Source organism: Tolypothrix bouteillei VB521301, assembly GCF_000760695.4.
Classification (GTDB): domain Bacteria; phylum Cyanobacteriota; class Cyanobacteriia; order Cyanobacteriales; family Nostocaceae; genus Scytonema; species Scytonema bouteillei_A.
In genome coordinates, this window is sequence record NZ_JHEG04000001.1 from 6,716,302 (window position 1) to 6,743,073 (window position 26,772).

Below are 26,772 nucleotides of genomic sequence, written 5' to 3' on the forward strand. Positions count from 1 at the left end.
AAGGAAATACACTGTGTTCTCATTCTTACTAGTACGGTTAAGATAAGGAGGGATCGTGCAGTGGGAACAATGTCATGGAGAATTGGAAAATTTCTGCTTCCTCTCATTCAACGGGTGCAGGTAAACTGTTGGTGCTTTTGCTAAAGTTTCGTCTGGGATTTAGCTTTGTTGCTCTAGTGTTTTCTATAGTCGAAATCGCAATACCATCTCTTTATAAATTAGTTGTGATGCTTGATGGTTTGCAAGCAATGGTGGCATTTCTTGTTATTTTAAGTTCGTCTTTGGTTTTTCTAATTTGGTTACACCGTTTTCATGCCGATCTTAAAGATGTATTTCCAGAATACCCAATTACACCCTGGGGAGCCATTGCTCGATTTATTATTCCCATCTATAGTCTTTGGGGAATTTGGAACACGCTATCTACCTTTGCTGACCGTCTACTACCTGAAGGTGGCGATTTAAGAAGTTTGAGCGAGCGCTTACGCTCGTGCATACCACTGTTTTATGTTTTCACGATCGCTTCTAATGCTTTAGCTCGTATAATGCTCAGTAATCCTCAACGACCAGTTTCACCTTGGGTGTCATTTCTTTCCTCTGCTGTAGAGGTCGGTCTGGTGATAACGTTACTGCAATTAACAAAAACCATGCAGACTGCACTGACTCAAAAAACCAAACGAGCGCTTATATAAATTTTGCCTATGAATGATGCTGTGGCTATAGCAACTGCTGTCAAACGCGGTCAGATCGGGGCGGTGGAAGTTGTTAAATCAGCTTTAGCAAAAATTGTAGAACGAGATGGCGAACTCAATTGTTTTACTGCTGTGATGGCTGATACGGCTTTGACAGATGCAGAACGAATTGATAGAGAAGTTGCTCTCGGTCATCAAATGGGTTCTTTGGCTGGTGTCCCTTTCGCTGTGAAAAATCTGTTTGATATTGCTGGAGTCACAACGCTAGCAGGCGCAAAAATTAATGCTGAAAATTTTCCTGCAACACAAGATGCAACCGCAGTCTTCAAGCTTAAACAAGCGGGTGCTGTTCTGGTAGGTGCTTTGAATATGGATGAGTACGCTTATGGGTTTGTCACTGAAAATGCACATTATGGCGCTACTCGCAATCCCCACGATCGCACGCGGGTGGCTGGAGGTTCATCGGGTGGTTCGGCTGCTGCGATCGCATCTGGCTTAGTTCCTCTGACTTTGGGTTCTGATACCAATGGTTCTATCCGCGTACCTGCGGCGTTGTGCGGCGTTTTTGGTTTGAAACCAACTTATGGAAGGCTGTCTCGCGCCGGTGTTGCTTTATTTTCTAGCAGTTTAGACCATATTGGTCCTTTTGCTCGTTCGGTACGCGATATTGCTACGGCGTTTGACGTGCTACAGGGAGAAGACGAGAGAGATCCAGTTTGTACAAAGCGTCCTCCCGAACTGTGTTTCCCACAAATCCTTCGCGGAATTGAGGGTTTAAGAATTGCTATTGCAGGAGAATATTTTGCTAAAGGAGCAAGCCCGGAAGCTTTGGAAGCCGTGCAAAGAGTTGCTGATGCTTTAGGAGTTACGAATTACATCACAATACCTGAAGCACATCGTGCTAGATCTGCAGCATTTGTGATTACAGCTTGTGAGGGCGCGAACTTACATTTGGAAAAATTACGCTCTCGCCCTCAAGATTTCGATCCCGCAACACGCGATCGCTTTCTTGCTGGTGCATTAATACCTAGTAGCTGGTACATTCAAGCACAGCGATTTAGGAGATGGTATCGAGATAAAGTACAAGAAATCTTCCAAAAGGTAGATGTTATTCTTGCACCTACTACACCTATTTCTGCTCCTCTTATTGGTCAGCAAACTATGATATTAGACGGAGAAGAAATTCTTGTCCGTCCTCACTTAGGATTATTTACTCAACCCTTATCTTTTATTGGATTACCTGTTTTATCAGTTCCAATCCAACGTCCAAATACCTTACCATTGGGCGTACAGTTAATAGCTGCACCCTATAATGAAGCATTGATTTTACGGGTAGCCGCTGTACTCGAGGCAATGGGAGTTGTATCCGTGTAATTTTATAGAAGATCGCGACAATAGGTACAAAATGTTACTCTACCAACCCGTGCTTAATGGCATAACGGACTAACTCAGCGCGATTGCTTGTTGTTGTTTTTCTCAATAAACTGCTCACGTACTTCTCTACAGTCCGAGGACTGAGATGTAGTTGTTGTCCCATTTCAGCATTAGAAAGACCGTGAGTTAAAAGCTCTAAAACTTCCTGTTCTCTTGAGGTTAATTCCGAAAATACTTGCGATTTTTGAATATGTGTAATTTGGGAGTAGTGAACATCCACAGGTTTTGTTGAAACGGAAGTTCCCACATTTTCACTCTGGGGAAAACGGTATTCAGATTGAATGATTTGCGATCGCTCTAAGAGATTGCGAATCGCTGCTGCTAACTCTTCTAATTCAAAAGGCTTGGGCAAGTAAAGATCGCATCCTGATTGGTAGCCCAGGATTCTTTCTTGAGTCTTTGTTCGTGCTGTTAACAGAATAACAGGAAGCAACCGGAAAGAAGGCTGCTGACGAACTCGCCTCACTAGTTCGTAACCGTTCATTTGTGGCATGACAATATCAGTGACTATTAAATCGGGATGGTATTGTTCTACCATCGCCAAAGCCTCTTGACCGTCATTTGCCGTAATGACTGAATAGCCAGACAGTTCAAGATAATCGCTGATAGACAAACGAGTGCCCAGATCGTCATCCACTACAAGGATCTTCAAGGGCATGGACAGTACACCCCTAGCATTTTTTACCAATAAGTTTGCTCGCTCAAGCACTATCAATAAATACAGATAAAAATAGTACTCCTATGTTTCATACTATGACATGATTCTCAATGAATCACTTCTCAATAGTAAATCTACTGGTTCTAACTTAAAATTTTTAAGTTAGTTTTGCACTAAAACGAACACTAACAATCATTGGCACATTCTTACATCTTTTCCTGTATCACCGGTGACACATCTTTTAAGACATATTTTATCGAATAGAGGCCAAGTTAGGTCGAGTCCATTAACTCTGGAAAATTAAGTATAAATCTCTAGTACACTTTCGCTGAAATCAAAGAATATAGATAAAATTGTACGTAAGACTTTACTACTCCAGTAAATTGTATCAAGAATCTTTGGTTTTAATTTGGTAGATCCACTTCAGAGGGGAATATTGCTCGTATCTTACACTACATGAGTCTCTTAATTTTACAAACAGCCGTAAAAAACCTGGCTGTTTGCTAACGGTAATAATTCGCATAGGGTATATTTTAACATATCAACAACCTAAGTTTCGATTCATGCTTGAAGAGTTTGTGTAATTTTATTCTTGGGGGAGTTGAGGTACGAGAGATTGGTTGTTGAGCATAGAATATATTTTGAGCAGTACTACCTGGATGACTCGTGAGTTAACAATAGGTATTTTGCTTACCACATCTATAATTAGTTAATCAAAGCTTACTTGGATAATCGATTATGACAGGAAAAGGACAGGGATTTGGTTTCGGCTTGGGCAAAATGAAAGAATTGGCTGACGCTTTTAAAAAAGCACAGCAGGTTCAAGAAGGCGCAAAGCGGCTTCAAGAGGAATTAGAGCAAATGGAGATTCAGGGGGAAGCTGGTGGAGGTTTGGTTAAGGTTATTGTCAGTGGTAACCAAGAACCCAAGCGAGTGGAAATTTCTCCTAACGCTATCAATGAAGGAGCAGATGTACTCTCCGACCTCGTTACTGCGGCTATGAAGGACGCTTACTACAAATCTACGGCAACAATGCGCGAACGCATGGAAGAACTCACCAGTGGTCTAGAACTTCCTGGGTTCCAGTAATTTTGTCGTAAGTCACAAGTCATTTGTCATTAGTCGTATTCTAATGACAAAGGACCATGGACAAAGGACAAAAAATATTTATGCCTTACAAGCTGCTGTTTGTCTGCCTGGGAAATATCTGTCGCTCACCATCGGCAGAAAATATAATGAATCATTTCATTAACCAGGCTGGGTTAAGCGAAAGCATTATCTGTGACTCTGCTGGTACATCTAGCTATCACATTGGCAGCCCTCCCGATGCTAGGATGAGTGCTGCCGCTTTTCAAAAGCTACAAATTAAACTAACGGGTAGAGGGCGTCAGTTCCAAAAGTCAGATTTTGAAATTTTTGACACGATCCTAGCTATGGATCGAGAAAATTACGAGGATATCCTCTCTCTTGACCGAACTGGTATGTATCACCACAAAGTCCACTTGATATGTGATTTTTGCTCTAGGCATACTCTTAAAGAAGTTCCCGATCCCTACTATGGTGGTCCGGAGGGATTTAATCAAGTGATTGACATACTGATTGATGCTTGTGAAGGGCTGTTAAAAGAAGTGACGAGTAGGCAGTAACTACTAGCTAGTCCTCCCGTTTCCCGGCGGACTTGTTCGATTTTTCCGATAGTGGAGCCACCGGAATGCCAGATCTGCTTGGGATGCAGGCTACTAGTTTCCACCTCCCACCTTCTGCGATCTGAGGCAGTCGGGATGAAAAAATCGTCACTCGATCGCGAACAAGACAAAGGGCAATGCCCACCGTTGAATGTTGGTTGGCATTGCCCACCCTACGCCCTTATTTTCAAGGCGGAGCCTTAACGAAGGCATTCCCAGGCTTTGCCTGAGAACGAGGGGTGTCAGCGATCGCTATTTAACAAGCCGCTTGAAATTCGCCTATCATCTTCACTTCTGGCTCTAAACAGATTGACCAACGCTCTTGTACTTCTTGTTGAACGTGACGGATGACATTAAAAATATCCCAAGCACTCGCTCCGCCACAATTAACGATAAAATTAGCATGACGTTGTGCGACTTGTGCTTTACCAATTTGGTAGCCTTTTAGACCGCTTTGCTCAATTAACCAACCTGCTGCATGGGGTTTGGGATTGCGAAAAACACTACCGCAGCTTGGCAAGTGATATGGCTGAGTATTTAGTCTGTGCTGTTTGTGCTGTTTGGTCGCTGCCAAAACGTGTTCTGGGGCTGCTCCTGGCTGTAGCTGGAAAGTTGCTTGAGTCACGATTTTCTTGCTGCCTTGCAGTACAGATGTCCGATAGCTGTAACCCAACTGTTCCCGAGTCAGTGTTTCTACAGTTCCATCGGGGAGAAGAACTTCGACACTGGATAAGATATCTGCGATACAGCTGCTGTGTGCTCCTGCATTCATGACAACAGCACCGCCAACGGTTCCCGGTATGCCAACAGCCCACTCCAAGCCTTGCCATCCGTGAGCTGCTGCTGCCCACACTAGACCGGGAAGGGGTTCTCCGGCTGCAACAGTGACTCGACCTGTTTCTAGATCGAAATAGCTGTGACGCAAATGACGCGTTACAATAACCAGACCGGGTATACCGCAATCACTGATGAGCAAGTTAGACCCAGCTCCAAGTACTGTGACTGATAGTTCTTGTGTTTGAGCGTATTGAATACTGGCTTGTAAAGCTTCTAAGTTACGCGGCGCAACACACCATTGGGCGGGACCGCCTACTCTGTAAGAAGTATACCCTGCGAGTGAAACTTGAGATTTTATAACGCAATCAGTGCCTGGTAAATAAATTTCCTGACTTTCGACGGAATTAGCCTTTAGCTGTCTGCTGTCATTAATGTTAGGAACTTTACAGACATTTGCAACTGCCTGGGATATAGTCATATCTTTTACAATGAGGTAAATATTGATGTTGATCTGTCGTCAAAATACGACACTAGAGGAAGGCAACGTAACTATTGCGAGACGGACACTACGCGAGTGAAAGAACGATCCCTTGCAAGGAATTCATTCTCTCTGACCGCATGCGCCTTGCTCTTCTTCTAGGAAGTTGCTTGAGCTGGTTGGCAAAGTGTTGCCATGACATCGGGAATGATTTGATTGAGATTCCCTGCTCCCAAAAACAGCGCCAAGTCTCCACGACGCAGTGTTTGCAGTAAGTACTCACTGACTGCAGTTAATGTTGGTTGATACGTCACCTGCGAATTGTACTTGGCAACTTCATCAGCCAATTTTTCCCCACTGATTTGCCCTAAATTGGGCTCCCCTGCACTGTAAATATCTGTCAGGACAACTAGATCTGCATAACTAAACGACTCGGCAAATTCCTCCAAAAAGGTCAGTGTACGGCTGTAACGATGGGGTTGGAAGATAGCAACTACTCTTTGTCCCGGTCTTGCTTGAAGGCGTGCCGCAGCAAGAGTAGCACGAATTTCACTGGGGTGATGGGCATAGTCATCTATGAAAGTAATGCCGTTCGCTTCTCCTCGGAATTCAAAACGTCGTCTTGCACCTTCAAAAGTGGAAAGCCCTTTGGCAATTTCTCCAAATTCTAAACCCAATAGCCGACCTACGGCAACGGCTGCTAGAGCATTGCTTAGATTGTGTTTGCTAAGCAAGCGTAAATTTAAAACGCCTAAGGTTTTTCCTCTTTCCCACACCAAAGCGGTTGTCCCATCGGCGCGATAGTCTACGTTGGTAACAGTATAATCGGCGTTTGTATCGGAATATAAGCTATAACTGATTGTCGGCTTTAGGCGATCGCGCACTGTTTCGCAATCAATGCTCCCTACTAGGGTTGTACAACCTCGAGCAAATGTTTGGAAGATTTCTACCACTTCGTCTAACGTTTCATAGTGGTCGGGATGGTCTAATTCGATATTGGTAATGATGCCTATTTCCGGAGCGTGCTTAACTAAAGAACCATCCGATTCATCTGCTTCTGCTACTAAATATCGACTTTGCCCCAGTCTGGCGTTTCCTGACCAGGCATCAACTTCACCACCCACTAAAATCGTCGGATCTAAACCTGCTTCAAGTAGCATATAACCAATCATGCTACTGGTTGTAGTTTTTCCGTGGGTTCCCGCTACAGCAATGCTGTGATAATCAGCAATTAATGCTGCCAATACATCGGAGCGATGAAAAATAGGACAATTTAATTCTAAAGCTGCTTTGTATTCTAAATTGTTTGTGTTAATTGCCGTAGAACATATAACTTGAGGTAGTTTTTCTGTAGTGCTATTAAGTATTTCTTGGGGATTTAATACCGATTCCTTATCCTTAGGGGGAGAATCTGGTTTAAAGAATTCAAGATTACTTGCCTCTTGCTTGCCAAATATATGAGCACCGATAGATTCCAAACGTCGAGTAATATGATTTGGACGAAGATCCGATCCTGACACTGGTAAATTCCGTTGGGCTAAAACATGAGCCAAAGCGGACATTCCTATGCCGCCCACACCAATGAAATGAAATGGTCTACCGCCAAAGTCTACTGAATTTTGCATTGTTTTCTCCTCTTACACCACACCACACAATAATATTAAATGACACGCGTATCATAACAGGAATGATATTTTTACCGATACTACCTTTATATATGTTGCACACCTATGGAATTTATTATTCCCTTTTTCGCCTGCGGATTCAAATTGATTTTACCCTTGATAGTGAGTTTTTCTCTGTTTGAACAGATATTATGTTTATTCTTAAAATTTCTAGTGAATCGGGAAACAATTAATTGTAATTCCAAATACATAATTTTGCCTTGATTTCAGAATTTTGCTATATTAGGGGGTTGTTGGTAAAGAAGGCACAAGTCTGCTTGTCAGATGGTAGAAGCTTCCCCTGGTTTCAATTGAAGAATTTAATAAAGTTCGCGCTTTATTATTTGTCTCCATAAATAAATACATTTGACTTTAGATCGTTTTAGCCGATACACAGAGGAGCTTTTTGCGTATTAAAAATTACAAGATGAACCTTCTGCTTTTCGGGTTAGCCAGTTCCTCCACTTGGGCAAAGACGACAGGTGCTATCTCCTGCAAAGACGCTGCGCGAACAACGGAGGAAACCTCCCGAAGACCGCACTAGGCTCACCATATGCTATCTGCCCTCTGCCTTTTCAAGAAAGCCATAATTCACTGAGTTAATGCGACAATTGGCAATTTTTGGAGGCACTTTCGATCCCGTTCATTGGGGACACCTGATTTTAGCTGAAGCAGCTTTGCATCAAGTTCCTTTAGAACAGGTAATTTGGGTGCCATCGTTTAATCCTCCTTACAAACAAGCAGCGACCTTTGAGCATCGAGTAAAAATGGTACAACATGCGATCGCAGAGAATCCGAAGTTTTCCGTGTCTCTCGTTGAACAAGGTCATTCGGGATCTTCTTTTGCGATTGACACCCTGATAAATTTATCAGCAGATTGCCCAGACACGCGATGGTACTGGATTATTGGATTGGATGCGTTTCAGACCTTGCCTCGTTGGTACCGTGGGCAGGAATTAGCACGGCTTTGTGAGTGGTTGATAGCACCCCGACTCCTAAGTGGTGAGACTATAACTCAAAGTGAGATAATCTGCAAGCAAGTGGTGCAAAAGCTTACAAAACAAACTTTTAACATACACTGGCAATTATTGAATATCCCGTTCTTGGGGCTTTCGTCAAGTCTCATCCGTAACATGTATAATGACGGTCGATCTATTCGTTATTTAGTTCCAGAAACGGTTAGAGCCTATATCGCCAACCATAATTTGTATGAAAAGGGGTAGGAAAAAAATATTTATTTTTGTGGCTCTAACACTTTATAGTTATAAATACTCCCCCCTTTACGGTATGATCGGGGTCATTAGTAGCTTTTAATAAGGTATATAACGATAGAGGGCAAGACGCTGTGATTAGAGTAGCAATAAATGGTTTTGGGCGCATCGGACGTAACTTTGCGCGTTGCTGGATAGGTAGAGAGAATAGCAATATTGAGCTAGTTGCTATCAACGATACTTCTGACCCCAGAACCAACGCGCACCTGCTGAAGTATGACACAATGCTAGGGAAGTTAAAGGGTGTTGACATTAGCGCTGATGACAACTCCATTACCGTTAACGGTAAAACCATTAAGTGTGTATCCGACCGGAACCCAGAAAACTTGCCCTGGAAAGACTGGGATATAGATCTCATTATTGAAGCCACAGGCGTATTTACTTCTAGAGAAGGAGCAACTAAGCATCTGAATGCGGGAGCTAAAAAAGTTCTTATCACTGCTCCAGGAAAGAACGATGATGGCACTTTTGTGGTAGGCGTGAACCACCACGACTACGACCACGAAAAACACCAAATTATCAGCAACGCTAGTTGTACTACAAACTGTTTGGCTCCTATTGCGAAGGTGTTGCACGAAAAATTCGGCATCATCAAAGGCACCATGACCACTACTCACAGCTATACGGGCGACCAGCGTTTGTTGGATGCTTCCCACAGAGATGTCCGACGGGCGCGTGCTGCTGCTCTCAATATTGTGCCTACCTCTACAGGTGCAGCTAAAGCTGTAGCATTAGTATTGCCCGATTTAAAGGGCAAGCTGAACGGTGTTGCACTCCGCGTTCCTACCCCTAACGTTTCTATGGTGGATTTCGTCGTACAAGTCGAAAAATCCACTATCACAGAAGAAGTTAACCAAGCCCTCAAAGAAGCTTCTGAAAATTCACTCAAAGGCATTCTGGCATACAGTGAGGAAGCACTGGTATCTTCTGATTACCAAGGTACTGATGAATCTTCGATTGTTGATTCAAGCTTAACCATGGTCTTGGGCGGCGACTTAGTTAAGGTGATGGCTTGGTATGATAACGAATGGGGCTACAGCCAACGCGTACTCGATCTTGCCGAATTGGTAGGTGAGAAGTGGGTTAAATAGTTATTTGTTAGTGGTTAGTGGATAGCTGTTGGCAGTGAGTGGTTTGAGCAACTCACAACTATCAACTATCAACTAACCAAAATGCTGAAATCCCCGATTAAGTGTGAGAACTCGATCGGGATTTTTTTTGTCTGGCTCGCGTAAAATTACTGTTGGCTCGCTGGTAATTGTTCCCACGATCGCAGCATTGTTTCCCAGTGTTTGTACAAACTTTTCTGCTACTTCTTTGGGCATACACAATACAAGTTCAAAATCTTCACCGCCATATAAAGCATATTCTAGGGCTTGTTCTTTGCTTAACCAGGAATGGAATGCTTCGGGTAAGGGAATTTGCGTACTCTCAATAACAGCACCTGCTTGACTGTTGTGGCAAATTTGGATAACAGCATCTGCTAAGCCATCACTGCTGTCCATTCCGGAAATGGGAAGCGAGGGAGAGAGGGACACAGGGGGGAACAGAGAATTTAAGATTTCCCAAAGTATGGGTAGGGCATCAAGTCGCGGTTGGGGACGCTGATGTGCTTTAATTAGGGCTGTGCGATCGCTAGCACTGAGATTTTTTCCTAGTTCGGGATGTAGAAGTAATTGCAAGCCAGCAGAGGAAGCACCGTGAACCCCTGTCACAACAATAACATCCCCAACTTTGGCATTGTTGCGTCGGATAGTTTGCTGTGGCTTCACTTGACCGAAGGCTGCGATCGCTATGGTTGTTGTGGGCGATCGTACTATATCTCCACCAACAATCGGTGTATTGTATTTTTGCAAACACTGAGACATACCCTGGTATAATGTATCAACCCAACTGACAGCAACCTCACCAGGTAATCCCAAGCCAACCGTAATCCCCAATGGAGTTGCTCCCATTGCTGCTATATCGGATAAATTAGCTGCTGCTGCTCGCCAACCAACATCCTCTGGAGATGTCGTAATATCGCTGAAGTGGACGCCGTCAATTAACACATCAGTCGTTACCACTAAAGATTTTCCCGGTTCAGTAGAAAGCACAGCAGCATCATCTCCAACAATGTCAGGAGGACAATAACGCTGCAATCTTTTTAAAAGACCTTGTTCGCCAATATCTCGAACTAACGAAGAAAATTCATTATTCACATTTCAAGTTATGATAAAAATACTGTTTTGGAATCTGATTTGTATGGGAACCATACCAGCAATCAAATCTCACATCTGAAGAATATTTAACTTCTGAAAAAAGCGTTTTAACTGACTACCAGCAGATTCTATCGCCTACGTTTCCTGAATTATTCATGACTGATAAACAAGTTTTTGCCGCAGGAAATCTTGATTAATATGTCGATTTTCGATCTGCAATTGCCGTAAGGTGGGCATTACCCACCCTACCTAGATTTCAATAAAAAATGGTTTAAGCAACGTTGGGTTCTACTAAATTCTCAAGCCCTTGGATGACTTTAGCAGATTCAATTTTGTCACCTGCTTTCAATTCGTCCAAAACTTCTTTTCCTTCAGTAACGTAGCCAAAAACAGCATAGCGACCATCAAGTAAGTTGCGTCCTGCGGGAGTTAGTTCTGGTTCAAATAGAAAGAAGAAGACTTGTGAAGAACCGCCATTTACATCACGTTCGGGACGTGCTAAAGCTAAAGCACCAAAGGCGGAGAAGGGAAGAACAGGTAAGTCAGTGTAACGACCTGCTTCTTCTAAGGTGATACCGTAAGTCGGTTTTTTATCGCCTTTGACAAGGACTTCCAAAGGAATAGCACGATATTTACCCGTTTTTGGATCGATAAAACCTGCGTCTTGACCTGGTGGATCTCCGGTTTGTAAGACGTAAGATTCTTCAGAACGGGTGAATTCCAAACCGTTATAAAAACCCCGTTGTACCAAATCAACAAAATTTCCAGAAGTTACGGGGGCGCTGTAGCCATCTACAACAAGCGTCAGATCGCCTTTATTGGTTTTGACTTCTACAGTTGCACGACCTTTAAGTTGAGGTAAATTACTGTATTCGCTTGGTACTTCAAAGGGAAATTTCTTCACCATTGATTCTTCTAAAAGACCTACCAAACTGAGTAGTTTAGCCCTTTGTTCCTTAACTTGTTCTTTGTTTTTTGTTTTAACCACTTCTTGCAAAGTGTTAACGCCAGACTTTAACTCGGAAATCCAAGCCTCAGCTTGAGGTTTTCTTTCATCTGGGACACTGGCTAAAAGTTGGGCGGGTTTCTCAAGAATACGCGATGCTTTGCTGAGATCTTTAGAAACAGCACCCCAGCGTCGATTTGCTCGCAGTTGGTTTGATATGTCTTCTAAACTTGCTTGCAGTTCCCGCACGGGTTTATTCTCTATTGGAAGTGCGTACTGTAAAAGAGATTTACCGTCAGTAATGGCGTTACCAGCAGGTAGCGCAGCACTACAAGATGGTGTCCATCCAGCTGCACTTATTCCTAAAAATAGAGTGACCAGCAGCAGTGCAATGAGACTGTTATTCAGCCAGGATTTCAATATTTTGAACATGAGATGGCTTCAATGCAACATCAGATTGTTAACAAGATTTAACCCATTAATCATCTTCCCACAGGACTGCAAACAGTTTAGTCATAATCTCGTTTAAATAAACCCAGTAAAGGACCGAGAATCAAACCAAACACAAAGCCACCTATATGCGCCCAATACGCAACTCCACCTGTCTCCATACTCATAGCAGCTGGTTGCAAGCTTGCAAGACCGGATATGACATTTTGGACAATAAACAGTCCTATCAAAATCATCGCTGGAACTCTAATTGTCGTAATGAAAAATCCTAAGAAGACTAATGAAACGACTCCCGTGCGTGGAAAGCGAATAATGTAAGCACCCAAAATGCCTGAAATTGCACCACTTGCTCCTAAAGAAGGAATTGTAGAATTTACACCAACGAGCCACTGACACAAAGCTGCTAGAGCACCACAACTTAAATAGAAAATTAGGTATTTAAAATGACCCAAGCGGTCTTCAATATTGTTACCAAAAACCCATAAAAAAACCATATTGGATATGAGATGCCACCAGCCACCGTGTAAAAACTGTGACGTAAATAAAGTAGCCCACTCAGGTACGGATGGATTAACTGACGCACCAGCAAAACTAGCCGTTAACTGTCGTGGAATTACGGCATATAACTGTAGAAACTGTTCTAGTTGCGTCTCCGATAAACTCACTTCATGGAGAAAAAGTAATACGTTCATACCGATCAACCCATAGGTAATGTATGGGGTGATTCGGGTCGGGTTTTCGTCGTAAAGGGGAAACACAGGTGCTTTTCCTAATTTGCCACTACCTGAAATATAACTTGTTAGGGGTAGGACGATAGGGGACCAGGGGGACCAGGAGGACAAGGAAGATAATATCTTCTTCTCCCTTGTCTACTCGTTAAACTCTAACTACCTGACCAAAACTCTTCTTTTGGTTTGTCATTAAACAACCCGAGCAATGGACCGAGAACCGCACCGAAGAGAAAACCACCTGCATGCGCCCAGTAGGCAATACCGCCAGTATCAACACTGGTGGATGCTTCTAAAGAAGCAGCTCCAGAAATGGCTTGTTGAAGAAACCAAAACCCTAAGAAGAAGAATGCTGGGACGCGAAATGTGGGAAAGAAAAATCCTAGAGGGATAATACCGAGAATTTCTGCTTTGGGAAAGCGAAGAATGTAAGCACCCATAACACCTGCGATCGCACCACTTGCTCCTAAAGAAGGAATTGAGGAATTTTGTGCAAAATACCACTGACTCAAAGATGCTAAAACACCACAGGTTAAATAGAACAATAAATATTTAATGTGCCCTAACTTATCCTCAACGTTGTTACCAAAAATCCATAAAAACAACATATTACCACCCAGGTGCAATAGACCTGCGTGTAGGAATTGAGAGGTAATCAAGGTTGACCACTCTGGTACTGGTTGATTAACCGGAATTCCTGCAAAGCTAGCTGTGAGTTCTCGCGGTACAACAGCAGCAAGGTGTAAAAATCCGTCTAATTCTTGTGCAGGCAGACTTGCTTCAAAAAGAAAAGCTATGATGTTGGCAGCAATCAGCCCGTAAGTGACGTAAGGCGTAATTGTCGTAGGATTATCGTCTCTAATTGGAACCACAGAACTATTTCTCCATTTTTGAAGAACTAGCTCAGAATATCTGATTTTTTTTAAACTTTCTTCTAACCTATGACCTAACTAGAGATTAGGAGTGAACAAGGGAGCCAATTCTACCTTGTCTACCTTGTCCCCCTTGTCCCCAATTCTTTAATAGACTTTCATCGCCCGTTGCATCTCGCGCTGGTCTTGGCGTTTCTTAATGTCTTCACGTTTATCGTGAATTTTTTTACCTTTTGCCAGGGCAATACTAATTTTTACCCAGCCCCGCTTGAGGTACATCTTAAGAGGTATCAACGTTAAACCTTGCTGTTCGACTTTGCCAATCAACTTGCGAAGTTCGTCACGACGCAACAACAGCTTGCGCGTGCGCCGGGGTTCGTGGTTGAAATACTGACCGCTAGCCGTGTAAGGAGAAATATGGACGTTAATGAGCCATGCTTCTCCATCGCGAAGCAAAGCGTACCCATCTTGAAGATTTGCTTTACCCGCACGAATGGACTTCACCTCGGTTCCTGTAAGCTGAATACCAGCTTCATACGTCTCCAGAATTTCGTATAAATACCGAGCTTGGCGATTGTCGCTAATAACTTTGTAACCTTCGCTTTTTTCACTCATTGAGGATAATATTTACGTACAGTGTGTTAAAAAATTAATATGAATAAATATAACAAAGAAGAAAATTTTACATAAATTTTTGTCACGCACTCCTTTGAATGTTACCTTTATCTTTCTAATTTAGCTTTTTTCTACTGTTTTTGCTGGTTTGTATTGTTAAATAATCTTTTATTGAGGTAAAGTTTGGAAACGATTGGGCAAATAAAATAGTTTTTTGAATACCTTAAAAGCCTTTAGTTTCAAGCCTTTATCCTTCACAATACAGCCGTTAAAAAATTTTATATATCTTCAGGTGAGTCCAAACGGATCTTATTTTACCGCCATAGAATGATTTTGTTTGGGGAGGGGCTGGGTAAATTTGTGATTGAACGCGAAAGGAATTTGGGATTTAACTATGAAAAACAAATTGACTACAGCAATTGGTGCCGGCGTTATCGGTTTAAGCCTAGCTATGATGCCCCTCACTTTACCTGCTTCTGCTCAAACCAACAATAGCGATACTGGAACTGGAACCACCACCGGCAACACCACCACTGACACGACAACTTACCGTGGTGATAATGATTTTGATTGGGGTTGGTTGGGTTTACTTGGACTTTTAGGTTTAGGCGGTTTGGCTGGAAGACGCCATGAAGAACCAGCTCGTTATCGCGACCCCAATGCAGTTGGTACCTCTACTTATAGAGAATAATTGCGGTTTCTACTTAGCAGCCATTTAGCAAAGAATGGAGCTTAGGACTTTTTGAATTGAATAAACAGCAACTTGAAGGCAAGCCTTAGAATGTATTACTCTAAGGCTTATTTTAGTAGTAATAACTGCTCAGGCTGTTACTGATTCGCGTTTAATTGGTTTGTAGTAGCTAGCAATCAAAGCGACCATTAACCACCAAACTGTATTCACCTCAGGACGAAACCAAACGGTATCAACTGTGTTGTGACCGAGCGTTCCTGTTATGGCTGCGATCGCACCAATAATCCAGAAGCCATCCACACTGTTTGATTGTCGCAAACGCCGTAATTGCAGAATACCTGTATTAAAAGTGATAACAAGCAGCCACAAGAAACTGGCTAACCCAATAAACCCAGTTTCCACAGCTATCTCTAAGAAAATAGAATAAGCACTCAAGGCGGTGTAACGGGGAAGTTGGTAAAGAGGATAGACTTTGTTAAAAGCGTTGTGACCGGGTCCAATCCCAGTGAGGGGATAATCCTCAATCATCTTAAAAACGGCAGTCCAAACATTCTTACGAAAATTATTACTACTATCATTTCTGTCAGCAAAAATACTTAAGAAGCGTTCTCTCACGGGTTCAACAAGTAAAATTGCCAGCAGTAATACGCCTGTTAAACTACCTAATATTAACCACAAAGACCATTTACGCCAGAAAGGTGGCATATGTACGCTGAACCAAAAGTAAAGCAATCCCAGTAAAGTTAAAACAGAGACAACCAGTCCAATCCAGCCGCCACGGCTAAAAGTTAGAATTAAACATGCACCATTAACAACTAGCATTGTTACAGCCAGAGCTTTCGTCAACCAACTTCGCCATGCAAAAATGGCAACTGCGCTTAAAGCGACAGCTGGCAAAAGATATCCAGCTAATAAATTGGGATTGCCAAGATAACTGTAAACTCTTGTTGTTTTTGACAAAGGAGACATTGGATCAACCCAGGTAGCCAGCGCTGGTGCTCCAAAAAACCATTGTCTTAATCCATACACGCTTACAATAAGAGCTACGTGTAAATACAAGCCAATCAACCAGGAACGAAAGCGAGGAAACTTAAGAACTCGCGCACAAAGAACAAACAGTAACAAGTAAAGCGTAAAATTTCTTAAATCTGTCATCGCCGCTTTCTTAACAGGTGATAGTGCTGTAGCTACAACAGCAACCCCCCAATAAAGCAGTATTGGCAGGTGAATGGGAGTCACACTGGGCGCATTTGGTGAAGTCGTTTCGTCAGATACGGTTAACAGGAGCCAAAATCCTCCACAAGCAACCAATATCAACCCGAGTAGGTCATTCGCCACAAAAGGAGCTAGCCCATATATCAAGCTGAGCAAGGCTGTTGCTATTGCTTCTCCCCACTGTAAGAAAATACTACTTTGCCGCCAAGAGTGCAGTAATCCCACAACAGAACGGTGCAGGTAACTGGTGCTAAGGTATTCTTTCAACGGCAAGTAAGATAAAGTGAATTGTTGCCAAATTAAATTCATATACAACACTGTGAATAGATAGCACGCCCGCGCACAACTTTGATAATCATGACAGTCCCTGATTCTAAAAGTTCATGTCGCAGATTGCAAATTGTCAGTCTCCAATGAGAGTGACTGGTGTTGTGGGTTCTAGTACGTGAAGGCAGAGCCAAACGCTTGCTACTAGGGTAGAAGGCGCAAAAGCTTTTAATTGCAGCTTTATTATCTGTTACTAATGGTTGCCTTCTTTACGCCAAACTGTACTATTTTTTGTACCAACTACTAACCCATAACCACTCACTAACTATATATATGTCAGCCAAGTACCCCATAATCTGGACAATTTGCAATGCTAATCTAACACAGTCACTTTACACTCCCCAAATTAAAATTCGCTTGAAGATTCTACTGTGCTCGAACTTACCAAGGGTAAACTGAGTACATAGCGATACCCCGATTCTGATGAACCTTGAACCGAAATTTGTCCGCCGTGCAAGTGTGCTAAACGACAGCTAAGTTCTAAACCCAAGCTCTCACGAGACACATTTGCGGATGATTTAGTAGAATTTAAGTCAGAGACGATCGCAAGGACATCTGAAACAGGCGAACTTAACTCTGTTGGTTCTTCCACCATTACAGGTAAATCGGAGACATCCTCAGGTAAATCGGAATAACTATTGCCATTACTATAAGTGGAAGTACTTGCTGTAAACTCCAGCATGGGAGCTAAACTCTTAAGACGGAAGTAAGGCTCTACGTCTGTTATACCGTCCCCAAGCCAGGGATGTGAAACCCAAACTGTGATATTAACTAAATTGTCTTTGTAAGAAACATGAATGCGAACAACACTTCCTGTAGCGGAAACTTGAATTACATTAAAAACCAGATGATATAAAATTTGTCGTACTTTATCTTTATCTAGAGGTAAGATGCGACTGCGCCCTGGTTCTATGGATAAGCGAATATCTTGTTCGCGTCTGTTAGCTGCTTCTTCTAAGGTATTGATAGCTTGTTGACAGAGCATTTCAATATCTACAGGAGCTAAATTGAGTGTTAATGGGTTTTCATCTATTGTTCCAAGTTCAGAAATTTCATTCACTAGGGACAGTAAATATCGACCGCTGTGTTGAATTATTTCCAAATACTCTCTCTGTTTGGTTGTCAAAGGACCGTAAATCTCGCGTCCTAAAACACCAGCCATACCCAATACAGATGTCAAGGGAGTACGTAACTCTTGAGTCAATTGCGCTAATAGTGCTAATTTAAGCTGATTGGTGGGAACTGGAATTGATTCTTTTTGAAAAACACTTGGGTTGAGCCGAATCTCACCATTGCTAGTATCTTGGAATGACCAAGAAGAAACATTCATGGGAATATTGGTATTTGAGCCAGCCTGTAGCAGTCGATTGCGTTCAAATTCACTCATGCTCCAGCGAGCTATGATTTGTAAAAATTCAATATCTCTGTTGGTAAATTTACGCGGGACTAAATCCATCACTGCTAGCGCACCCAAGCAATAACCTGAAGCATCAAACAACGGTGCTCCTAGATATGCGCGAATACCGTAATCTTGCAACAACTTACTATAAGTGGAACGTTCTGCACCAGAGAGAAGATGTGTATCATCAATCACAACGATTTGCGAGCTTTCTACGACCTTCGTGCAGAAAGATTCCCGACGTGAGAGTTGACGACTTTGTGCGAGTTGGTTCATCAGCCCAAGTCTGGATAAGCCTATAGCTGATTTGAACCAGTGGCGCTCTTGATCTACAAACCCTAAGACACAAATTTGTGCTTCTAGAAAGTGCGCGGCTGTTTGAGTCGCTTCTTCAAAAACTGGAATTGTCTCTGGTTGACGTAAACCTAAATCGGTCAATGCCTTAAGACGTTGTTGTTCTCTCGTCTCTTGAGAAGCCCAACCATCTTTGAGCGTAAATAGTTTGTTTTCAGGCTCTACCATTGCCACTGTTACCTTGATGATAGCGAGGGTACTGTAATTTACATAACCACTAGGTCTGGTTAGTTGCTATTTTTAAGATTCCCCAATTTTTTGCCAGACAAACATACTAAAGGGTAATTTTTTTTTCAGTATAAGTTTTTAGCTATACAAAGGTTGTCTGACTTGATGTTTTGCAAATTATACACAAAACATTTCAGTATACTGTAGGGTTTTAATGGAAATAGACCACGGGCAATTGTTTGCTACAAAGACGGAAAATGACTTTTCCCTAACCCTTATGTTCTATTTTCTGAAAGAATAGCGTTAGTTTCAGATTTGACGTGGGTATGATAAGGTTGTGCTAAAACAGTAACCAGTAACTACGCGATCGACAATCGGTGTATGATTCCTGTTTTCTCGTCATCGTATACGTAAACGCTTTGTTGTCAAAGATAATCTTTTAAATTACTAAATGCAGATTTTGTTAATAAGGAAGATTTATCAAAAATTCATAAAGAAAACATATTTCCTTTACAAAGGGAATTGTTTTAAACTTTAGGATTCAGTCAAGAATGTAACAAACGCTTAAGAGAATGTTCGAGAAGCGCAGTATCATAACAGAGCTAGCAAACAGAATTCGTGGTTCTACAAGCACGACAGCCAGGGCGTTTGAATTCCATCAATCTGCTTGGGCGAACTTAAAAACTGTATTTCAATATTTTAATTTGTGAGAATTGTCTTAACAATGAATAACGTAACTGTTAAAGTTCCATTTGTAGACCTCAGTATACAACATCAAGCAATTCAATCTCAATTAGAACAGGCAATCCAATCTGTAATAGTACAAGGAGACTTTGTATTGGGACAGGCGCTGAAAGATTTTGAAGCAGCGTTTGCCAAAGCAGCGGGAACAGAATACGGTGTTGGTGTTGCTTCGGGAACTGATGCGATCGCTCTTGGTTTGCAAGCCTGTAACATTGGTCTTGGAGATGAAGTAATTTTGCCAGCAAACACCTTTGTAGCGACTTTAATTGGGGTGTTACGTGCGGGAGCAAAACCGATTTTTGCAGATTGCGATCCACAAACAGCATTAATTGATTTAGAGTCAGCAGCCCGAGTGGTTACCCCTAACACCAAAGCCATTATCCCCGTACATCTCTACGGTCAGATGGTATCGCCAAAGCAGTTATTAGACTTTGCTGACGCACATAAACTCCTCATCTTTGAAGATGCGGCGCAAGCACATTTAGCAACAAGAGAAGGATATCGAGCAGGCTCTGTGGGGATAGCAGCAGCTTTTAGTTTCTATCCAAGCAAAAATTTAGGAGCATTTGGAGACGGAGGAATGCTCTTAACAAAAGATCCAGACATAGCACAAAAAATGGTTCGCTTGCGGAATTATGGTGCAGCGCAAAAATACATTCACATTGAACCAGGTACAAATAGCCGCTTGGACACGATGCAAGCTGCTGTGCTGCTTCAAAAGCTTCCACATTTACCGGAATGGAACCGCCAGCGTTGGAATGCAGCACAGCAGTACGACGCCGAACTAGCACATCTCGCATCAAGTGGCATTATTCCCATACAAAATGAAAGTGGAGAAGGACACATTTATCACCTTTACGTTATCAAAGTTGATAGTTCTTGTCCCGTGAAACGGCAACAAATTCAAGAAAAATTAGCTGCAGCAGGAATTCAGACGGGAATTCATTACCCAATTCCCTGCCATCTTCAACCAGCCTTTACCTATCTAGGTTATGAACTTGGGGATTTCCCTAAAGCCGAAATGCTATCAGAGCAAATATTATCTTTACCCATGTATCCTGGTTTAAGTAGCACTCAAGTTAAAGAAGTTGTGTCAGAAATTGGTTGCATCTGCTAATGGTGAGACCAGCCCTGCAGGCGGGTTTCCCGCCGTAGGGGACTGGTGAACCCGAAGGGCTAATGGCTAATGGCTAATGGCTAATGGCTAATGGCTAATAGCTAATGGCTAATGGCTAATGGCTAATGGCTAGTGGCTAATGGCTAATGGCTAATGGCTAATAGCTAATGGCTAATGGCTGATGGCTGATGGTGTATTAATCATAAGCCACGAGCAAATATCAATAGCTAGAGAGAAAAATGCAAATTCATCGTCAGCTAAAAAAAACAAATTCCTCACAATTGATAATCCTAGCAATACTGGCTATTCTAGTATTGCTTTACGCTCCGGTTTTACTGCAGTGGTGGGAAGGTTGGATCAGAAAAAATATTAGTACGGAACACGAGTATTTTAGCCATGGTATTATTGGGATTCCATTTGCTGCTTACTTAGCTTGGAAAAATCGCTCGAGATGGCAAAGGCTTCCCAATATGTCCCATCCCGTAGGAGCTTTTTTACTGATAGTAGGGGCAATTTTTTATCTGAGCGGTGTTAGTGAATGGGTGAACATATCATTCCCTGCAATCCTAGCAGGAATATGCTTGTGGTTAAAAGGAGTTCCCGGCTTTAAACTACAAGGATTTCCTTTGTTGCTAGTGTTTTTAGCAACACCAACAGCACTACCTTATCTTGTTGCTCCTTATACTTTACCGCTCCAAAGTTTTATCGCTGGTACTGCAGGTTTTATATTGAGTCAGTTTGGCTTACCAGTTACTGTCGATGGTATCAATATATATACAAATGGAAGAATTGTGGAGGTTGCGCCCTATTGTGCGGGATTAAAAATGTTGTTTACGACTCTTTATGTGGGCTTAATGCTACTTTACTGGACTGGTGCTTTATCTTCCCGCCGTACAACAGTTTGGTTTTTGTCTACAGCCGTTGTCATTAGTGTCAGCGCTAATATTATTCGCAATACGTTACTGACTTTCTTTCACGGTACGGGACAAGAGGGTGCTTTCCAATGGTTACATGACAGTTGGGGTGGAGACCTTTACTCTGCTTTGATGTTACTAGCATTAGTACCCACTTTAAATTGGCTCGACGAGCGTTTTCATGAAGTTCCAAAAGAGAAAGGGCTGGAAACTGGAGTATCTGAGTAAACTGAGTGCTCTCCAACCTCCCAATCCCCATTCCCTCATACCTAAATCCTGTAATATTACTAGAGCCAATGCCCAATTGAAGACTTAAAATTTTACCAAGTTCTGTGAATTTTACCCGATGACTTCCTTTTCCAAATTCATTAAGGAAAAACAGTTTTCCCAAGTAGTGGTGCTGTTACTGCTGCTCGTACTGTTGGCTCTAGGAGCTATTCCTGGTTATCTAAAAGGACGCTGGGAGTGGAACGAACCACCAAGAATCGTGACTCTCAAAGAATTGAAGGAGATACGCAAAACAGGAATATCTATTCCTGGCTGGAAAACTGTAGAACAACGGGAGCAAGAAATTGGCTCAAACAAGTGGTCTTACCAACTCATTGAAAAAGAAGGTCAGCAGACTAAAGCAATTGTGTTATTGCTACCACAAAACGGACCTAGAAATCAACCTCAAGTAGAATGGACAGAAATTGACAGTCTGTGGCAGTGGCAAACTGCTCAAAATCGTGCTGCTGAATTTACTGTCACATCACCTCAAGCATCGGCTTCTGCAAATACCGAAATTAAGGTACAAGCAAACTTTTTCCGTGCAACAGCAAACAAACAAAGTTTTGCGGTTTTGCAATGGTATGCTTGGCCTACTGGTGGCAGTGCATCACAGATATCTTGGTTTTTAGCTGATTTGTCAGCACAATGGCACAAGCATCGCGCTCAGTGGGTAGCAGTTTGTATTCTCCTTCCGATGGAACCTTTGGGACAAGTAGAAAAGACTTGGAATGAGGTGAAGTCAATCGGTCAATCAATCCAGGGTGTTTTAATGTCAGGACCTTTGAATGATTCAAAAGTCAAAAGTTTAAAGTCGAAATAAGATTTTGTACGATATTTTTATTTAGAAAGGGTGCTGTGTCTTGTATAGAAGTAAAATAAAAATTCGTCAGCGCTCACACTAATTTGTACAGTTCCTGGTTATTTTATGCGTATATTTAGCGCCCTATCTTTCATAGGTCTTCATGTTGGCGTCTATTTAATAGCAGCAACTGTTCAACCTGTTGCTGCTCAGAATATCCCAACTCAAGAGTTACCACCAGGATCGTCTACTACGCCTCCAAGGAATATTTTAGAAGAACCAAGACAAATTGAACCTCCTACACCTCCCTCTGGTCCTGAGGTCGATCCATCTCTAAGCGATGGCGTATCACCTCAATTTACCCGCTACCTCTTAGGACCGGGGGATGGTGTCAACGTTTTAATTCAGCGCCCTTCTGGTAAGTACCGCTTGGGACCGGGAGATGGTATCGCTGTTTCAGTTCAACGCTTTCCGGATCTGAGCTTTCAAGCTATCATCAACCCTGAAGGAAACATTGTAGTCCCTTTATTAGGAACAGTTTCACTCAGAGGCTTGACCTTGGAACAAGCTCAAGAAAAAATTCGTGTTGGCTTAAATCGATTTGTTGTCGATCCTATTGTGGCATTAGCTCTGACGATACAACGTCCGGAGTTAAGCTTTACGGCTCAACTAAACCCAGAAGGCAATATTATCGTGCCACAAGTGGGAACAATATCTTTGCAAGGTTTAACTTTGGATGAAGCCCAAGAAAAAATTCGTCTGAGTTCAAGCCGCATCTATGTCGATCCAGTTGTGTCAGTATCCCTAGCCGCACAGCGTCCGGTTCAAATTACCATTAGTGGAGAAGTGACACGACCGGGAATTTATTCTATTGCTTCCGGGCTTCCTCGTGTTGGGGATGCTTTAATCTTAGCTGGAGGTTCTTCGATGACGGCAGACCTGCGACAAGTACAAATACGCAGGCGCTTGGTTGATGGTTCTGTCGCTACACAAAATGTTGACCTATACACTCCCTTGCAAAATGGAGGTTCGGTACCAAATTTACGCTTGCAAGATGGCGATGCTATTGTGATTCCCCGTCGGGAAATTGCTGCAGACGATGGTTACGATCGCAACTTGGTGTCTCGTTCAACTTTAGCAGTACAGCAAATAAGAGTCAGGGTATTAAATTATGCCTCAGGAGGGATCGTCACAATACCACTACCGAATGGGAGTAATTTTTTAGACGCCTTAGCAGGGGTGAATCTTGATACTGCTAACCTCAGAGGGATCAAACTGTTTCGTTTCGATCCGGAACGCGGTAGAGCTATTGCTCAAACCCTCAATGCCAGAAAAGCACTTTCAGGCGACTCATCTCAGAATGTACCACTTCAAGATAACGATGTCATCGTAATAGGTCGGAACTTGATAGGTAAAATTACAAATGCTATCAGTCTGATTACCCGTCCTTTCATCAGTATCAATGCTTTCCTCGACTTCTTTAACGACTTTGGTCGTGATTAAGTGTTTGGCATAACATAGTAGGGTGAGGAGCTAACAGTGACCGGAGATCGGACCTCACATCTAAAATTTCAAGCTCGACCTGTTTTTCTTAAATGTTGCTATGACTCCACCGATTGTTAAACGCTACCTCATCGCCTTTGATAAATATAAATGGATTGGTATTGCCAGTTTTGGTTTGGTTGTAGTGGGTTCAACGGTGGTGGCTTTGCAACCAGAACCAGCACCTACCTATATGGCAAATGGTGCGTTGACCTACGCTCGTCCGCCAGTTTCTTTTTCGACAACTGGTACTGAAATTAACCTGCAAGGGCAAGAACTCAGTGAGGAAATTTTACTGTCAGATCAGATCGTTGAATCTGTCGCTACAAAATTAAACATTAGTCCCAAGAAAATCGCGACAAGTGTTAGCCTCAAACTACCTGAAAGAGCAAAGGAAGCAGCAGATGCACAACAACCAACGACAATTGAATTGAGATACAGAGATAGCGATCGCCAGCGAGCAAGGGACACCTTAGCAGAATTGATGGAGGCAATGATCCGTTTAAGCGGTGAGATCAATACAAGGCGATTAAACGCAATTATTACAAAAGTTAACGAACGCATACCAGCAGCGAAAAGGGATTTACAAGTTGCAGAGCGCAAACTAGAACTTTACGATCGCAGAGAAAGACCGGCAATATTAGCAGCAGAAAATGGCAGTTTGCTCAACGCCATTACTAGCAGTCAAATTCAACAGAGGCAAATTCAACTTACACTTTCAGGAATTGAGGCTCAAATTCGGAGCATTCAAGAAAAATTGGGTTTGAATGTCAACCAAGCTTACGTCTCTTCTGCTCTGAGTGCAGACCCGATTATTGCCAACTTGCGAACGCAAATCTATCAAACGGAATCTCAAATAGAAGTTTACAGGAAAGATCTCCGACCCGACCACCCAACCATGATTCAGCTGCAGCGTCAGAAAGAAGCTTACGAAAACCTATTACGCCAACGTGGTGGAGAGGTGATCGGGGGTCCTGATGGCGCAGCACCTTTACAAGGAACGGTATCCATTCGTTCTCGAAGCAACCTAGACCCTGCAAGGCAAAACCTGGCAAATCAAATGGTGGCTTTGCAAACTCAACGGGAAACGCTGCGACAGCAATTAATAGATTTGGGAAAGGATGAGACACGACTGCGGCGAGAGTATGCTTTGATACCAAACAAGCAATTGGAGCGATCGCGCTTAGAACAGGAAGTCGGACTGAAAAAAGCCGTGTACGACCAAATGCAGGTGAAGTTGACCGACGCCAAAACAGCAGAAGCGGAAACGGTGAGTAGCCTGGGTATAGCCAGACCAGCTGTAGCACTTCCTGTAGTGACGCCACCTAAGAATCCAGCCATTACCTTAGGTGTGGGTAGTTTACTGGGACTAGTCGTTGGTGGTGGCGTGATATTTTTGCTAGGAGCACTCGAAGGAACTTTCAAAACCAAGGAAGATATCCGCGATACCCTCAAACAACGCGAAGTTCCCCTCTTGGGCGAATTGCCTTTGATGCCAGTTGCCGATCTACCCCCCGGAGCATTGCCAGTTGTCTTATCTCCAGAATCTCCCTACCTGGAATTTTATGAGAAGTTCCGCAGCAATCTGCGCCGGATTGGTGGTAGAACCTTAAAGGTCGTGTTAATCGCAAGCACCACTAGCAGTGAAGGTAAGACTGCGAGCGCTTATAACCTTGGAGTCGCCTCCGCCCTAGCTGGAAAACGCACTTTGATTGTTGAAACTGATTTGCGATCGCCCTCTCGTGCATCATCCTTGAAGGTCAGCCCCGACCCCGACGCCATTGTCGATCCATTACGCTACTACACTAGTTTAAGCGAATGTATCCGCCTAGTACCTGATATAGAAAATTTATACATCTTGCCCAGTCCCGGTCCCGTGCGTCAAGCTGCTGCTGTTCTCGAATCCAGCGAATTTAAGCGGTTAATGGAAGACGTGCGCGAACGCTTTGATTTTGTTATATTAGACACCCATTCTATGAGCTTATCGAACGATGCTCTGTTAATTCAACCTTATAGTGATGGCATAGTACTCGTAGCACGACCCAATTATACACAGGAAAATATGCTAACTGAAGCTATTGACCAATTAACAGAATCAGAGCTACCACTGTTGGGAACAATTGTCAATGGGGCAGACATCGTTGTCAACGTACCTCCTCCTGCTCTACAACAACCACCAAACACTCCCCCTGAAGAAGAACTTTCAGTCGGAGCAAGAAGATAAATCCCGTTTTCCTCTCGAGTTGGTGGCGGTAAGTTAATCTTAATCTTCAAGTTTAATGACTTCTACCTACTGAGTTCCCAGACTGAGCCAGGGAATAAAGTCTGCGAGGCTGAGCCTCGCGAGACAGATAGTTACCGGAACTAGAGGAGTCCTCCACCTCAACGGTTTTCCCTGGCTGAGCCTAAGAAAAAGGTGAGGGGGGAGTGAGTGTAAGGTCTGTCGAACTTACGTTGGATGAAGTGGATAAAAGTCAATCGGTAAAAAAGTAAAAATAATTAACAATAATATTAATTATTACTGACCAATTATTTTTCTTTAAATCTTAGGTTAAAAAGGTTATAAGAAAACACGGTTGGTGTGGAAAGAATTAGGGGCTTATACAATAGCCCTCCTTAAAAAGGGGGGTTCGGAGATTTACAACATATGAAATCTTCAAAATATCATTGAGGTTGCATAAGTTCTAAGAGGAAAGGATAAAGTATAAAAGATGAAGTATCGCGATCGTATAAATACGGCTTTAAGAAATAAAAGGGCTTCACA

22 protein-coding genes are annotated in these 26,772 nt (G+C 42.7%); 12 read left to right on the forward strand and 10 right to left on the reverse strand.

The features are described from left to right. Positions 1 to 74: 74 nt before the first annotated feature. On the forward strand, positions 75 to 689 hold the full coding sequence (locus HC643_RS27265) for a hypothetical protein (RefSeq protein WP_038089696.1): 615 nt from the start codon (positions 75 to 77) through the stop codon (positions 687 to 689). Between the two features lie 9 nt (positions 690 to 698). Then, positions 699 to 2,063, forward strand: a complete 1,365-nt coding sequence (locus HC643_RS27270; protein WP_038089693.1) for an AtzE family amidohydrolase — start codon at positions 699 to 701, stop codon at positions 2,061 to 2,063. A gap of 34 nt (positions 2,064 to 2,097) precedes the next feature. Here HC643_RS27270 and HC643_RS27275 read toward each other — a convergent pair whose 3' ends face one another. Further along, positions 2,098 to 2,781 carry a response regulator transcription factor gene (locus HC643_RS27275; RefSeq protein WP_038089690.1) on the reverse strand — a complete coding sequence of 228 codons (684 nt, stop codon included), beginning with the start codon at positions 2,779 to 2,781 and terminating at the stop codon, positions 2,098 to 2,100. Between the two features lie 738 nt (positions 2,782 to 3,519). Here HC643_RS27275 and HC643_RS27280 point away from each other — a divergent pair. Both HC643_RS27280 and HC643_RS27285 read left to right on the forward strand, forming a co-directional pair. Beyond that, positions 3,520 to 3,870: a YbaB/EbfC family nucleoid-associated protein gene (locus HC643_RS27280; RefSeq protein ID WP_038089687.1), complete on the forward strand. Its 351-nt coding sequence runs from the start codon at positions 3,520 to 3,522 to the stop codon at positions 3,868 to 3,870. Positions 3,871 to 3,950: 80 nt separating this feature from the next. Further along, the gene (locus HC643_RS27285) at positions 3,951 to 4,427 is read left to right on the forward strand and encodes a low molecular weight protein-tyrosine-phosphatase (protein WP_038089705.1); all 477 of its coding nucleotides are present in this window, start codon (positions 3,951 to 3,953) and stop codon (positions 4,425 to 4,427) included. Between the two features lie 295 nt (positions 4,428 to 4,722). Here the strand turns inward: HC643_RS27285 and murB are convergent, their stop codons facing one another. After that, on the reverse strand, positions 4,723 to 5,721 hold the full coding sequence (gene murB / locus HC643_RS27290; RefSeq protein WP_038089684.1) for a UDP-N-acetylmuramate dehydrogenase: 999 nt from the start codon (positions 5,719 to 5,721) through the stop codon (positions 4,723 to 4,725). A gap of 158 nt (positions 5,722 to 5,879) precedes the next feature. After that, a complete protein-coding gene (gene murC, locus HC643_RS27295) occupies positions 5,880 to 7,346 on the reverse strand; it encodes a UDP-N-acetylmuramate--L-alanine ligase (RefSeq protein WP_038089682.1) in 1,467 nt (488 codons plus the stop codon). Between the two features lie 641 nt (positions 7,347 to 7,987). Here murC and nadD point away from each other — a divergent pair. Then, positions 7,988 to 8,608 (forward strand): nicotinate (nicotinamide) nucleotide adenylyltransferase, encoded by a 621-nt coding sequence (gene nadD, locus HC643_RS27300; RefSeq protein ID WP_038089679.1) that lies wholly within the window; start codon positions 7,988 to 7,990, stop codon positions 8,606 to 8,608. A gap of 122 nt (positions 8,609 to 8,730) precedes the next feature. Continuing rightward, entirely contained in the window at positions 8,731 to 9,747 is a 1,017-nt protein-coding gene (locus HC643_RS27305; protein WP_038089676.1) for a type I glyceraldehyde-3-phosphate dehydrogenase, read from the forward strand. A gap of 72 nt (positions 9,748 to 9,819) precedes the next feature. On the opposite strand, the gene thiL is transcribed toward HC643_RS27305, so the two are convergent. The 5 genes from thiL to smpB all read right to left on the reverse strand — a co-directional run bounded on the left by thiL (position 9,820) and on the right by smpB (position 14,468). Beyond that, positions 9,820 to 10,857 carry a thiamine-phosphate kinase gene (gene thiL, locus HC643_RS27310; RefSeq protein WP_038089673.1) on the reverse strand — a complete coding sequence of 346 codons (1,038 nt, stop codon included), beginning with the start codon at positions 10,855 to 10,857 and terminating at the stop codon, positions 9,820 to 9,822. A gap of 271 nt (positions 10,858 to 11,128) precedes the next feature. Next, a complete protein-coding gene (locus tag HC643_RS27315; protein ID WP_038089672.1) occupies positions 11,129 to 12,235 on the reverse strand; it encodes a peptidylprolyl isomerase in 1,107 nt (368 codons plus the stop codon). A 77-nt stretch (positions 12,236 to 12,312) separates the two neighbouring features. After that, a complete protein-coding gene (locus tag HC643_RS27320) occupies positions 12,313 to 13,011 on the reverse strand; it encodes a rhomboid family intramembrane serine protease (RefSeq protein ID WP_038089670.1) in 699 nt (232 codons plus the stop codon). A 125-nt stretch (positions 13,012 to 13,136) separates the two neighbouring features. Further along, positions 13,137 to 13,853, reverse strand: coding sequence for a rhomboid family intramembrane serine protease (locus tag HC643_RS27325; protein WP_038089667.1), 717 nt, complete (start codon positions 13,851 to 13,853; stop codon positions 13,137 to 13,139). 147 nt (positions 13,854 to 14,000) lie between these two features. Continuing rightward, positions 14,001 to 14,468 carry an SsrA-binding protein SmpB gene (gene smpB, locus HC643_RS27330; RefSeq protein WP_038089665.1) on the reverse strand — a complete coding sequence of 156 codons (468 nt, stop codon included), beginning with the start codon at positions 14,466 to 14,468 and terminating at the stop codon, positions 14,001 to 14,003. A 394-nt stretch (positions 14,469 to 14,862) separates the two neighbouring features. Here smpB and HC643_RS27335 point away from each other — a divergent pair, with 394 nt between their 5' ends. Then, positions 14,863 to 15,159: a WGxxGxxG family protein gene (locus HC643_RS27335; protein ID WP_038089662.1), complete on the forward strand. Its 297-nt coding sequence runs from the start codon at positions 14,863 to 14,865 to the stop codon at positions 15,157 to 15,159. 129 nt (positions 15,160 to 15,288) lie between these two features. Here HC643_RS27335 and HC643_RS27340 read toward each other — a convergent pair whose 3' ends face one another. Further along, positions 15,289 to 16,683, reverse strand: coding sequence for an IctB family putative bicarbonate transporter (locus HC643_RS27340; RefSeq protein WP_050046806.1), 1,395 nt, complete (start codon positions 16,681 to 16,683; stop codon positions 15,289 to 15,291). 364 nt (positions 16,684 to 17,047) lie between these two features. Beyond that, positions 17,048 to 18,622: a GAF domain-containing sensor histidine kinase gene (locus HC643_RS27345; RefSeq protein WP_038089659.1), complete on the reverse strand. Its 1,575-nt coding sequence runs from the start codon at positions 18,620 to 18,622 to the stop codon at positions 17,048 to 17,050. Between the two features lie 724 nt (positions 18,623 to 19,346). Between HC643_RS27345 and HC643_RS27350 the strand changes: the two genes are divergently transcribed. The 5 genes from HC643_RS27350 (at position 19,347) to HC643_RS27370 (ending at position 26,232) form a co-directional block, all read left to right on the forward strand. Beyond that, positions 19,347 to 20,483 (forward strand): DegT/DnrJ/EryC1/StrS family aminotransferase, encoded by a 1,137-nt coding sequence (locus tag HC643_RS27350; RefSeq protein WP_038109358.1) that lies wholly within the window; start codon positions 19,347 to 19,349, stop codon positions 20,481 to 20,483. A gap of 239 nt (positions 20,484 to 20,722) precedes the next feature. Continuing rightward, a complete protein-coding gene (gene crtB / locus HC643_RS27355) occupies positions 20,723 to 21,625 on the forward strand; it encodes a cyanoexosortase B (RefSeq protein ID WP_038082545.1) in 903 nt (300 codons plus the stop codon). Positions 21,626 to 21,743: 118 nt separating this feature from the next. After that, the gene (locus HC643_RS27360; protein WP_038082546.1) at positions 21,744 to 22,487 is read left to right on the forward strand and encodes a cyanoexosortase B system-associated protein; all 744 of its coding nucleotides are present in this window, start codon (positions 21,744 to 21,746) and stop codon (positions 22,485 to 22,487) included. 105 nt (positions 22,488 to 22,592) lie between these two features. Beyond that, positions 22,593 to 23,969 carry a polysaccharide biosynthesis/export family protein gene (locus tag HC643_RS27365; RefSeq protein WP_038082547.1) on the forward strand — a complete coding sequence of 459 codons (1,377 nt, stop codon included), beginning with the start codon at positions 22,593 to 22,595 and terminating at the stop codon, positions 23,967 to 23,969. 100 nt (positions 23,970 to 24,069) lie between these two features. After that, positions 24,070 to 26,232 carry a GumC family protein gene (locus tag HC643_RS27370; protein WP_038082548.1) on the forward strand — a complete coding sequence of 721 codons (2,163 nt, stop codon included), beginning with the start codon at positions 24,070 to 24,072 and terminating at the stop codon, positions 26,230 to 26,232. Positions 26,233 to 26,772 lie beyond the last annotated feature (540 nt).